The organism is Pseudomonas sp. 05N36 (assembly GCF_056397385.1).
Genome location: NZ_JBFTNH010000001.1, coordinates 36,840 through 49,037, shown reverse-complemented (window position 1 = coordinate 49,037; position 12,198 = coordinate 36,840). Strand labels below are relative to the sequence as shown.

Annotated in this window: 12 protein-coding genes; 11 read left to right on the top strand and 1 reads right to left on the bottom strand. The window is 57.3% G+C overall.

Translation table 11 applies throughout. The features are described 5' to 3' along the window. The first annotated feature begins 112 nt into the window (after nucleotides 1-112). The 9 genes from AC1DIH_RS00255 to AC1DIH_RS00215 all read left to right on the top strand — a co-directional run bounded on the left by AC1DIH_RS00255 (nucleotide 113) and on the right by AC1DIH_RS00215 (nucleotide 8,541). Nucleotides 113-1,747, top strand: coding sequence for a methyl-accepting chemotaxis protein (locus tag AC1DIH_RS00255; protein WP_477770157.1), 1,635 nt, complete (start codon nucleotides 113-115; stop codon nucleotides 1,745-1,747). Nucleotides 1,748-1,966: 219 nt separating this feature from the next. Further along, nucleotides 1,967-2,530, top strand: a complete 564-nt coding sequence (gene pnuC / locus AC1DIH_RS00250; RefSeq protein WP_103316511.1) for a nicotinamide riboside transporter PnuC — start codon at nucleotides 1,967-1,969, stop codon at nucleotides 2,528-2,530. Beyond that, nucleotides 2,527-3,051, top strand: a complete 525-nt coding sequence (locus tag AC1DIH_RS00245; RefSeq protein ID WP_477770515.1) for an AAA family ATPase — start codon at nucleotides 2,527-2,529, stop codon at nucleotides 3,049-3,051. Before pnuC ends, AC1DIH_RS00245 begins: the two co-directional genes overlap by 4 nt. Nucleotides 3,052-3,383: 332 nt before the next feature. Continuing rightward, on the top strand, nucleotides 3,384-3,824 hold the full coding sequence (locus AC1DIH_RS00240) for a hypothetical protein (protein ID WP_477770156.1): 441 nt from the start codon (nucleotides 3,384-3,386) through the stop codon (nucleotides 3,822-3,824). Continuing rightward, nucleotides 3,821-4,393: an adhesin gene (locus AC1DIH_RS00235; RefSeq protein ID WP_477770155.1), complete on the top strand. Its 573-nt coding sequence runs from the start codon at nucleotides 3,821-3,823 to the stop codon at nucleotides 4,391-4,393. The genes AC1DIH_RS00240 and AC1DIH_RS00235 overlap by 4 nt, the downstream gene beginning before the upstream one ends. 54 nt (nucleotides 4,394-4,447) lie before the next feature. Further along, nucleotides 4,448-5,695 carry an autotransporter outer membrane beta-barrel domain-containing protein gene (locus tag AC1DIH_RS00230; protein ID WP_477770154.1) on the top strand — a complete coding sequence of 416 codons (1,248 nt, stop codon included), beginning with the start codon at nucleotides 4,448-4,450 and terminating at the stop codon, nucleotides 5,693-5,695. A gap of 70 nt (nucleotides 5,696-5,765) precedes the next feature. Continuing rightward, nucleotides 5,766-6,446 (top strand): C39 family peptidase, encoded by a 681-nt coding sequence (locus AC1DIH_RS00225; RefSeq protein WP_477770153.1) that lies wholly within the window; start codon nucleotides 5,766-5,768, stop codon nucleotides 6,444-6,446. A gap of 33 nt (nucleotides 6,447-6,479) precedes the next feature. Then, the gene (locus tag AC1DIH_RS00220) at nucleotides 6,480-7,220 is read left to right on the top strand and encodes a hypothetical protein (protein ID WP_477770152.1); all 741 of its coding nucleotides are present in this window, start codon (nucleotides 6,480-6,482) and stop codon (nucleotides 7,218-7,220) included. A 46-nt stretch (nucleotides 7,221-7,266) separates the two neighbouring features. Next, the gene (locus tag AC1DIH_RS00215) at nucleotides 7,267-8,541 is read left to right on the top strand and encodes a hypothetical protein (protein ID WP_477770151.1); all 1,275 of its coding nucleotides are present in this window, start codon (nucleotides 7,267-7,269) and stop codon (nucleotides 8,539-8,541) included. A 65-nt stretch (nucleotides 8,542-8,606) separates the two neighbouring features. On the opposite strand, the gene AC1DIH_RS00210 is transcribed toward AC1DIH_RS00215, so the two are convergent. Beyond that, complete coding sequence (locus AC1DIH_RS00210) at nucleotides 8,607-9,932, bottom strand: sigma-54 dependent transcriptional regulator (protein WP_477770150.1); 1,326 nt, start codon at nucleotides 9,930-9,932, stop codon at nucleotides 8,607-8,609. Nucleotides 9,933-10,277: 345 nt separating this feature from the next. On the opposite strand from AC1DIH_RS00210, the gene AC1DIH_RS00205 reads away from it, so the two are divergent. Continuing rightward, a complete protein-coding gene (locus tag AC1DIH_RS00205) occupies nucleotides 10,278-10,544 on the top strand; it encodes a hypothetical protein (RefSeq protein WP_427527952.1) in 267 nt (88 codons plus the stop codon). Nucleotides 10,545-10,825: 281 nt separating this feature from the next. Beyond that, nucleotides 10,826-12,115, top strand: a complete 1,290-nt coding sequence (locus tag AC1DIH_RS00200) for an NHL repeat-containing protein (RefSeq protein ID WP_477770149.1) — start codon at nucleotides 10,826-10,828, stop codon at nucleotides 12,113-12,115. The last annotated feature ends 83 nt before the right edge of the window (nucleotides 12,116-12,198 follow it).

Here is a 12,198-nt window from a genome sequence, read left to right as displayed (position 1 = left end):
TAACGCTGCGCCGTAATTGGACTTGAGTCGGATAGGCTCAACAGCAAAAACGTGCCTGAATGCAGGCGGTCGTTTATGACAGAACAAGAACAAAAAACGGGGTAACACGGTTATGAATAGCTTGCGCAGTGTGTCGATCAGCCGCCGTCTGTGGCTCATCCTGATTGTGGCTGTGCTGATGCTGTTGACGTTGGGTGTGCTGATGCTCAAGCAGATCCACGATGACCTCTATCAGGCCAAGGCCCAGAAAACCCAGCATGTGGTGCAGACAGCCAGCGGCATTCTGGCCTACTACCACGACCTGGAAACCGCCGGCACCCTGACCCGCGAAGCGGCGCAGAAACAGGCATTGAGCGTGGTGCGCGGATTGCGCTACGACCAGAACGACTACTTCTGGATCAACGACCTGACGCCCGTGATGGTCATGCACCCGACCAATCCGAAACTTGAAGGCCAGAACCTTTCCGCGATCAAGGATCCGGACGGCTTCGCGTTGTTCAACGAGATGGCGGCCATCGCCAAGGCCAAGGGCGCCGGTATGGTTGACTATCGCTGGCCAAAACCGGGCGCCAGTACACCGGTCCAGAAAACCTCCTACGTGAAACTCTTCGAGCCCTGGGGCTGGGTCATTGGTTCGGGTGTGTACATCGATGACATGCAGGCCGAGTTTTACGCACAGATGTGGCAAACATCGCTCGTCGGGCTCGCCATTGCTGTCCTTATGGCACTGCTGGTGATCCTGATTGCGCGCAGTATCGTGCGCCCACTCCAGGAAACCGTGCACGCCATGGCCAATATCGCCAGCGGCGAAAGCGATCTGACCCGTAGCCTTGATACTCACGGTCAGGACGAAGTGACCGAATTGGCGCAGCATTTCAACGCCTTCACGGAAAAATTGCGTCGGGTCATCACTCAGTTGCAACTGTCCGCCAGTGCCCTGGGGCAGTCATCCAGCGACTTGGGCAACGATGCGGCCCAGGCCCAGGCGCGCAGCCAGCAACAGTCCCAACAAATGGAACTGGTGGCGACCGCGATCAATGAAGTGACCTATGGCGTGCAGGACGTGGCCAGGAATGCCGAACACGCCGCCAGCGAAATGCGCGATGCACAAGCGCAGGCACAACAGGGACAAGTAAACATCGATGGGAGCTTGCAGCAGATCGATCAACTGTCGAGCACCATCGATCAAGCCGTTGAGGTGATCCGCACCCTGGCCACCGAAAGCACACAGATCGGCAGCGTGCTCGAAGTGATCCGCTCGATCGCCGAACAGACCAATCTGCTGGCGCTCAATGCGGCCATTGAAGCGGCCCGTGCCGGTGAGCAGGGACGGGGCTTCGCCGTGGTGGCCGATGAAGTCCGGCTGCTGGCACAGCGCACACAAAAATCCACGGCTGAAATCCAGTCGATGATCGAGCGCTTGCAGAGCCATTCCGAAGCGGCAGTCAAAGTGATCGGCGATAGCAGCCGCGCCTCGCAACTGACCATTGAACAGGCCGGGTTGGCGGGTGCCAGCCTGAGCGCGATCGGCCAGGCCCTGAACAATCTCAACGGCCTGAACGCCTCGATTGCCAGTGCAACCCTGCAACAGGCGCATGTGGTCGAGGATATCAACCAGAACGTCACCCAGGCCGCTGGTTTGTCCCACAGCACCGCCTTGGCTGCTGAGCAGTCGAGCGTCGCAAGTGTGCATTTGAAGGAACTCAGTGAACAGTTGAATGGCCTGCTCAAGCAATTTCGGGTGTAGACACACCTTGCGGTGAAACACCGCCCCTGTGGGAGCGAGCCTGCTCGCGATGACGGCATAACATTCAACACCAATGTCGACTGATCCACCGCTATCGCGAGCAGGCTCGCTCCCACATTCGATCGTTGCTGTTTCGAACCTTGCGTTCACTTGACTGACTGGCATTAGGGCCGCCTGCGTTACAATCGGCGCCCTTTTCAACTTCACCAAGGATCCGCCATGTCCGGGCTTGAACTGTTTGCCGCCGCACTCGGCGTGATTGCCGTCTGGTTAACGGTCAAACAGAACCCTTGGTGCTGGCCGATCGGACTGGTCATGGTGCTGCTCTATAGCTGGATCTTCTTCGAGGTAAAGCTGTATTCGGACATGCTGCTGCAGGTGATTTACGCCGGCTTGCAGCTCTATGGCTGGTGGCAATGGACCCGTGCCGGCGAAGCGCAACATGGACGGCAAGTCACGCAACTGGATGGACGCTCGATGTGGGCAGGGTTGGCCGTCGGTGCTGTCGGCAGCTTGCTGCTGGGCGCGGCCATGGCTCATTGGACCGATGCCGCGCAGCCTTGGCTGGACGCAGCATTGACCGGTTTCAGTCTGGTAGCGCAATTGTGGATGGCGCAAAAACGCCTGCAATGCTGGCCGCTGTGGATTGCCGTCGATGTGATTTTCGTCGGGCTGTTTATCTACAAGGGCTTGTACCTGACGGCTGCGCTCTATGGCCTGTTTACGCTGATCGCCGTGCAAGGCTGGCGCGAATGGCAGGCCGATCCGGCGTTGCGCGCATGAAGGTCCTGGTACTCACCGGCCCGGAGTCCAGTGGCAAAAGCTGGTTATCGGCAGAGCTTCAACGCCACTTTGGTGGGTTGCTGGTGGGCGAATACGTACGTTACTTCATCGAACAGAACCCGCGTGATACCTGCCTTGCCGATATCCCGCAGATTGCCCGTGGTCAAATGGCCTGGGAAGACAGCGCCCGAGCCCAGCGCCCCGCGCTGCTGATTCTCGACACGCACCTGTTAAGCAATGTGTTGTGGAGCCAAACCCTGTTTGGCGAATGCCCCGCCTGGATCGAAGACGCGCTGCTGGCAAGGCACTATGACTTGCACTTGTTGCTTTCCCCTGAGGTGGTGGACTGGACGGATGACGGCCAACGCTGCCAACCGGATCTGAACCAGCGCCTGGCGTTCTTCAACGCGACAAAAGCCTGGCTGGAACAACACCAGCAAAGACTGCAGGTCATCAACGGCGATTGGGCCGAGCGCCGTCGTCAGGCCTTTGCGGCAGTGGAGCAATTGCTAACGCCGTGAAAGCACCTGTATTTGAGGGGGCATGTGTCCGTTCTTGAAACACTCCAGTGCCGTGTAACAGCCCTATCAACGGCCTTCATCCTCTTGTCATGCTGACTGTTAAGTCATTGGTACACTCGCCCGCAAACACTTGATTTAGAGCTTTTCGACCAATGAGGCCGGCTCGCGATGGCGGGCACTGTCTCACGGTTGATACAGCTCAAACATCCCCCTGCCTGCCCTACCCCATAACGTATTGAATTAAATCAATAAATAAAAAGCGGCACAGCTTCTGCTCTCTCCTTCACAACGCTGACCAGAGCCAGCGCAAAAAAAGAAGAGGGAGTGCCGACGTGGAGACAATTGATAAAGGCTTTATCCACCTCTTGCTGATCGGATGTGCGTTCAGCTCTGTCATGAGTCTGCCTGTCCAGGCCGCCGATGGGATCATTGTCATCCAGCGGGAAGTACAAACGCGTAACGCGACTCGCCGCCCCATGGTTCCCGACCCCAACCCCCTGACCGTCAATGCCAACCCGTCCAAACAAGTCATCAGTGCAACCAATGAACTGTCGGACAGTGACATTTCCGGCATCAGCAGCGGTGCAAGCATCGCCGGCACGATCAATCAAGCCACCGGCACGCTGAGCGGCAACATCAACGGTCAGTCACAGCTGCCCGGCTTGTCCGCAGGACATTCCGCAGGCTCCGGCAACGGTGTTGCCAACAGGATCAACGGCACCATCCAGCAAGGCCTGGGCAGTCTGAATGTTATCGGGGGGACGATGAAATGAATCGCACTCTGCTGATTCTGGCCATGTTTTGCAGTGCGCCGACCTTTGCCCAACCGCCTGTCATCGATATGGCCACCATCGACAACTCCGGCAGTCAGTACCAGGGCAACTTCTCGGTCAACCAGGCTGCAGGGGATCAGCAACAACAGGCCAACGCCCGTGCCATCGCCATTGACACCGACGCCAGCGCCACCACGCAGATTCGCCAACGGTTGCGTACTCAGGTCGATCCCAGGATCGATGCCCAGTCAGCCATTAAAGGCAACGCCTTCAGTAACGGCAATGGCGTACTGGGGGTCAACCAGAGTTCGGGCGCCAGCAATCAGCAAGCCAACGCCCTGCGGATAAGCATCAGTGCTACGCCGCAAAGTATCGACGACAGCGTCCTCAAGCAACAGAACGTGGCGCTGCTCAACAGCTCCGATTCAACGGATCCTACTCCTGGCCATCGCCAGGTCGCTATCAGCGACCAGGCCTTCACCGGTAGCCGTGGGGTGATCCAGTTGAATCAGAGCGCCGGGGTGGGAAACCGAACGGCCAACACCCTGAGCGTACGGGTCGCGGATTGACCCAAAAGGTAAAAAAACAACACTTAACCTAAAAATAAAGTACGGAGAATCAGCATGAAACCCTCAATGGCACTCAAGCCTCTGGTTTTCGCAATCGCTGCGGTAATGGCTATTGCTGTACAAGCTGGCCAGCGTGATGACGAGCATCATCATCGTCATCAGGTAAATCCAAAAGACACCACCAATGCCGGCGCCACTGCCAATGCCACAGATAAACAAACCAGCACTGGCAACTACATCAGCAATGAAGGGACTAAAAACACTGCCAACATGAATAACTCGGCCACGGGCGCCTCCGGTAACGTGGGTGTCAACGTTGCAGCAGGCGACGGCAACCAACAAGACAACGCTGCCGCCATTGCCAGCGGTGACGGCTCGTTTGTCTTTGGGTCTGTGGCGGCAACCGCCAAGGTCACCCAAACCCAAAGCAACAACTATGTCGACAACCAATCCACCAACAACAGCGCCAATATGAGCGGTTCGGCCAACGGCGGCAGCGGCAACATGGGCATCAACATGGCTGCTGGCGACCTTAACCAACAGAAAAACACCATGGCGATCGCTGTGTCTGGCGGCAAGCACGCTACTGCAACCGCGAGTGCCGATCAATCAGGCCCAGGCCTGAGGGTGGAAAACGGGGCCGATCGGACATACCGCGTGGATACACTGTCGCGTACCGTCTCAGCCAGCGGTCATGAGTCTTTCACAGAGGCATCCAAATCGCACTCTGCTTCGGACTTTACCAAGCGTTTGGATACCGCCTTTGCTACGCACGAAGCTACGAAATCTGCCAGCGCCTCTGCCAGCGCCTCTGCCAGCGCCGCTGCTTCGCATGCTGCTGTGAAAGCTAATCTGGATGTGAACGTGGACGTGGATGTTAGCGCCAGCAGGACTCATGGCTGGCACACCAGCAGCAGCAGCGCGGCTTTCGACGCCGATATCGACGCATCCCTCGCCGCATCGATCGACAAATCGCACAGCGCATCGAGCAGCGCATCGCGCAGCGCATCTAGCAGTGCATCGCGCGACGCATCTGGCAGCGCATCGTTCGCCGCTTCTGGCAGTGAATCGAAAGATAAGTCGCAAAGCTTCAGCGAGTCCAGCGCCTTTGACTTGAGCAACACCGTGTCCTGGCAAGTGCTGACCCCAACTGGCTGGGCAAACCCTGTGACCAACACTGCCAACCTGAACGGTTCGGTGAATGGTGGCAGTGGCAACCTGGGCGTCAACGTGGCTGCTGGTGCTGGCAACCAGCAAAGCAACTCGCTGTCCATTGCATCCGGTTGCAGAACCTGCCTGTAAACCTAGCTCCAGAGCCTGGAGAGCCCCCTTCGGGGGGCTTTTTTTCACTCTTGCACGAGGGCTACCGATCATGCGCATTTTCGCCCTGGCGTTCCTGGTTTTTCTGGCTGGCCTGAGCGAAGCGGGACAAATGCCGCTTTCCGTCTTGCCCGGCGGAGCGGTCGTTTTCAAACCGGTCCAAAGCATGCGTGAGCGCAAATTTGCCGACCTGGTCCAACAGAAAACCGACTTCAGTTGCGGTGCAGCTTCCCTGGCGACCGTATTGCGCCAGGCCTATTGGCTGGACGTAACCGAGGCACAAATCATCGAAGGCATGCTGGCTCACGCTGACCAGAATCTGGTCCGCGTCCAGGGCTTCTCCATGCTCGACATGAAGCGTTACGTTGAAAGTATCGGCATGCGGGCCCGTGGTTATCGGGTAACGCCGGAAACTCTGACGAGCGTCGCCATTCCGGTGATCGTGCTCATGGACATCCGCGGCTACAAGCACTTCGTGGTCATGCAAAAAGCGGAGAAAGACTGGGTGTATATCGGTGATCCGGTACTCGGTCACAGACGCTTCAAGTTCGACGACTTTGTCAAAGGCTGGAACGGCATCATCTTCGCCGTCATAGGCCAGGGCTATGACAAGACCAACGTCTTGCGCGATCCACCTTTGCCACTGACCGCCAAGAACCGCATCAACACCTTCAGCCCGGTGCGGGACACGGAATTGATGGATTTCGGATTCATCCAGAGCGACTTTTTCTAATGACAAGGGAGCACGAAGCTCCGGGAGTATCCAATGAAGACTCCATACTGGCTGGCCGTCGTTTGCCTGGCCGCCAGCCTGCCAACACAAGCACTCACGTTCAAACCGATTGAACTCAAGGATCAGGAGTTGGCGACCCTTCGCGGCCGGTATGTCATGCCGGGCCGGATCATCAGCTTCGGGATTGTCATGACCAGTACCTGGCAAAATGCCAGCGGCGAAGTGATCGGGGCAACCTCCTCGATGCAGATTCAGGAATCGACCATCAAGCCACAGTTCTATGTGTCGATGATCGACAAGAAAGGTGATGGTTCACCGGTCTCCCAGGGTTCCGGCAATGTCAGCGGCGGCGCCGGCCTCAGCACCACCCAGGGCGTAACCCAGGTCGTGCGCGCCGCTGGCGACTACAACAGCGCCTACAACAATGTCGCCATCGACGTCAAAGAAGCCAACCAGGCACCACAAATGGATACCCAGGGCCAGCCATTGGCCGCCGGTACGACCCTGTCTGCGTCCAACGGTGCCGGCACCTTCAGTATGTCGTCGAGTAACGCTGGCGTGCAGTTGAACATCCAGGCCAACAACAATCAGGGCAGTACCGTGCAACGCCTTGCCCAGGGCGGCCTGATGCAGAACGCGACCTTGCTCGGCGGAGGAAACCAGGTGAACAACCTGACGTCCCTCAATGTTGTCCTGCGCAATAACCTGCCGACCGTCGGGGCGCTGGACTGCAGTCTGGACCAACTAAAAGGACTACGCACTTTAGGATACTGATCTACGCTGAGTCTCATCGAATGTAGTCAGAAGGGACGACAAACCCATGCACAGATCTTTTACGTTCAGAGCTGTCGTTTGTTTGAGTACCTTGGTCCCGGCCACTTTGCTGCAAGCAGCACCGGACCCCCAGGTAGAAGCCTTAAAACAAGAACTCATGGAGCTGAAACAGCGTTACGAAGCACAACAAAACGCGCTGATGGTACTTGAGCAGCGCGTTAAACAAGTCGAAGAAACACCAGCAACACCTGCTCCCAAGCGCCTGACCCGCTCCCCTGCCGAGAAGACCGCAGGCGCCAAGACCGTGGCCACGGGTGCCCCAGGGACCAGTTCGTATGGGCAGTCGCTCAAGGACGACTCGGGACCTGCGCAAAGCGTGTCCAACCTGTATGACGAAGCCAGCGGCTTCTTCGGTGGTGGCAAGTTCAGTTTCGAAACGGGCATGACTTATACCCACTATGACACCCGTGCATTGGTGCTCAATGGCTTTCTGGCCCTTGACTCGATTTTTCTCGGCAACATCAACATTGACCGCATCAAGGCCGACAACTGGACCCTGGACCTGACAGGCCGCTACAACGTGGCGCAACGTTGGCAGTTCGACATCAACGTTCCGGTCGTCTATCGAGAATCGACATACTCTTCTGGTGGTGCAGGAGGCGCAGCCCCGGTCTCATCCGACGCCACCGTCAAGCGCGATCCGACCATAGGCGATGTCAACTTTGGTATTGCCTACAAGTTCCTGGATGAATCGGAAAACCTGCCCGACGCAGTCGCCACTCTGCGAATCAAGGCGCCGACCGGCAAAAATCCGTACGGAATCAAGCTGATCAAGGACCCGGGCAACGACAATTTGTCGGTACCTCAGTCACTCCCTACCGGCAACGGTGTCTGGTCGATTACCCCGGGTATCTCGCTGGTCAAGACCTTCGACCCTGCCGTGCTCTTCGGCAGCCTGTCCTATACCTACAACATGCAGGATTCCTTCAGCGATATCAGCCCCACTGTAAATTCCACCGTCCCGGGAGACGTGAAACTCGGAGATTCCTGGCAGATCGGCGCCGGCATTGCGTTTGCCTTGAACGAGAAAATGAGTATGTCGTTTTCGTTTTCCGACCAATTCGCCCGCAAAAGCAAAGTCAAACCCAGCGGCCAGGACTGGCAATCAATTCCGGACAGCGACTACAACGCTGCCAACTTCAACATCGGCCTGACCATGGCGGCAACCGACAAACTGACGATAGTCCCCAACCTCGCCATCGGCTTGACCCAGGACGCACCGGCCTTCTCCTTCAGCCTGAAATTCCCGTACTACTTCTAAACGCCACACAAGGAAAAGGCCCGCTGCGACGTCAATCGCAGCGGGCCTTTTCGTTTCTCCGCGCCCTAGCGGATCTGGTGCTTGTGCAGCAATCGGTAAAAAGTCGGCCGGGAAACGCCCAGTACTCGGGCGGCTACGCTGAGGTTGTCACTGTGGCGGTTCAATACGTCGCACAATGCCTGGCGTTCGGCGCGGGTCTTGTAGTCTTCGAGGGTGCCCATTGGTGTGGTAATCACCTGTTGACCAATCAACCCCAGGTCCCGCGCCTCGATCTGCCGGCCTTCCGCCAGCACCAACCCACGGCGCACCCGGTTCGCCAGCTCACGGACATTGCCCGGCCAGTCGTGCTTGCCCATGGCAATCAGCGCGTCTTCGCTGAAGCTGCGCGGCCGACGTCCGGTTTCCTGGCTGTAGAAGTGGGAAAAATGGTTGGCCAGCAAAGCCAGGTCGCCGTGACGCTCGCGTAGCGGCACAGTGACCACCTGCAGGACGTTGAGCCGGTAGTACAAGTCCTCGCGAAAACTCTTGGCCTCGATCGCAGCTTCCAGGTCCACGTGAGTGGCTGCCAAGACCCGGACATCCACGGGAATCGGTTGACTGCCACCCACCCGTTCAATGTGTTTTTCCTGCAGGAAACGCAACAGGTTAGCTTGCAGTTCAAGGGGCAGATCACCTATTTCATCCAGAAACAGGGTGCCACCATTGGCTGCTTCTATGCGTCCGACTTTACGTTGGTGTGCACCGGTAAAAGCGCCCTTTTCGTGACCAAACAGCTCGGACTGAATCAGATGCTCGGGAATCGCCCCGCAATTGATCGCGACAAACGGTTTACTGTGGCGTTGCGACTGACGGTGCAAGGTTCTGGCGACCAGCTCTTTACCGGTACCACTTTCCCCTCGAATCAACACCGGCGACTCGGTAGGCGCCAATTTGCTCAGCAATTTGCGCAGTTCACGAATCGGCCGGCTATCGCCCAGCAGTTCGTGTTCGGGCTGGTGGACGTGAATCGTGCCCTGACCGCGCAAACGCGCCATGCCGAATGCCCGCCCAAGGGTTACTTGAACTCTGGAGACGTCAAACGGCAAGGTATGGAAATCGAAAAACCATTCGCAGACAAAATCGCCGGCATTCTGCAACCGCAGGACCTCCTGGTTGAGAACAGCGATCCATTCAGTGCCGCTACGGCTGATCAGTTCCTTGACGGCTTCAGGACGCTCGAAATGAACAGGTTTAAGGCGCAGCAGGCCGACATCACAGGAACGATGGGAAGCGTTCTCCAGGGTACAACTGTCGACATCCCAGCCGATCGTACGCAGGCCGGGTAATAAGCGATGGCAGTCGTCACACGGATCAACCACTAGCAAACGTCGCAATGCGGGCGTTTCGATCATGACTGTTCCTTGGCGCCAAAAATTGGAAAATTTATTAGAAACAGTCGTTTGGCGCCCGTGAATGTAACGTTAGCAAGATCTTGACGCGGCCTTGTATCGTTTAATAATAAGGTCAACGTCGTTTACGTTATAAAACATGCCCTTATTAGCTCCCCGACACGCTTGAACCTTTCATCCAGCTTTCAATGCGCCCCTTGCCGCTGCCGTTATAAAAGAAAGTTGAAAATTCTTTTGAATGTGTGTGACCCGCCCCCCCATTGCGCGCATCAGTACAAGTAACCAGCCGAACGGTAAGCCCAACCGACGGCACATCACTTGATTGGGCACAGACGAGAGAAGACCCCCATGAACGCCCCGCTCCGTATCAACGAAGCTCTTTTGATTGCCGACCGCGCATTTACCCCCTTCCAATGCGTGGCCTGGGCTCCACAGGACGGCACCGGCGAACTCAGCCTGACCGTCATCGACCGTACCAGCACCCCTATCGGCCGCAAACAGATCCCGAGCAGCGCCTATACCGACCCGGCCCAACTTGCATCCTTGCTGGAACAGGTTCGCGCCGAATTGAGCGAAGAAGGCTATCAGTTGCAATCCTGGACAATGCCGCAGTAAACGAAAAGTGCGGATCACTACCCCGTGATCCGCACTTTTTTATCGATACATCTCAAGATATCCGCTCTTCTTCGACCCTCTCGGTTGATGCCTTATTGCGATAGACGGTCGTACTCGCCAGACCAACTTTTCGCCGGTTCGCAAAGACATTGTTCTGGCACAGAACGACGCTCCGTCTGTTATTCCTGACCGTTGTACATTGCATCAATTCGGGATTGAATATTTCTTTCAAAGTCTTCCTCCACGGTTCTGGATCCGGTCGACTCGCAAGGAGATGCGACATGCCCATCCATAACACTTTTGCCTTCGCAGCCCCGCTCGGCACAGCGGGACAACTCGACTCGAGTTTTGCATCATCCGGCAAGGCCTGGCTGCAGTTCGCGGGCAGCCTTTCGAGCATGGCCAACGATGTCGCGGTCGATTCAATGGGCCGCTTGCTGGTCGTGGCCAAGGTCGGAGCCTGGGACGGTTACTGTTATGGGCTGGCCCGCTTACTTGAGGATGGCTCAGCAGATCGGAGCTTCGGCATGGACGGCAGCATTACCGGACAGTTCGAAAGCGGCTTCGAAGCCACAGGAGGCAAGGTCAAGGAACTCTCCGACGGACGAATCCTGTTATCCGGTCTGCATTACGAAAGCCCCCACCGTACGCTCCCTGCACTGGCTATGTTTGACTCGGATGGACGCCCGGTCCTGCAATTTGGCGACCGGGGGGTACAGATCGTGCGTTTGCCCGGTGATCTGTCCCGGGGCCTGCGTGACGACTGGTTACCGCCAGGCGTGCCGGGGGCCGAAGCCTGCGACTTCCAGGTGCAGGCCGATGGTCGAATCCTGCTGTTGGCCAACCATCACTACGAATTCGCGGACCACGTCGGCATCCTGATACGACTCAATCCGGACGGAACGCTGGACGAGACATTCAACGGCCATGGGTTTGTCATGGTCAGGCACTTGCTGATGAATACCTGGCTGAGCAGTCTCCTGGTGCAGGCGGATGGTCAGATTGTGGTCGCTGGCTCCATCAATCTGCCGCAGGAAGGTTTGCTGGCACGCTTCGACAGCACCGGCCGGCTGGACGAAGACTTTGCTGAAGACGGTTTTTTAAGCTTCAAGATTCAGGGCCGCAGCGCCCAGGTGAGTCAGGTGATCGAGCAAACGGATGGGCGCCTGCAGTGTTTCGGTAGCAGTCGCGACCCGATGCAATGCCTGTCGCTGATCGTGCGCAAAAATGGACGGCCGGACACTCATTGCAATAGCGGTCACGCGCGGCTCATCGAAATAGGTAACAGCGGCTGCCAATGGACAGCGGCTCAGGTTCTCGCCGATGGCCGGGTGCTAAGTGTCGGTGCAACCGTTGGTGGTATTGCAGCGGATTTTCTTTTGGCGCGGTATCTCCCGGACGGACGCCTGGATCGCCACTTCGCCAATGGCCAAGGCTATGTTCGTACCCGTCTGGGACGTAGCCTGGACACGGCAACCTCACTGGCCGTGCAGGCTGACGGGCGAATTGTGGTGAGCGGCTACTCGCTGGATGGCCACTACCGGGCGGTATTGGCGCGCTATCTGGGGTAGTGCTTCGCCATTGTTGCGATGCAGGTGCGCCATCACCGATTGATAATGAAACTCAAGAGCTTGATCTTCCGGGACTGTTACGG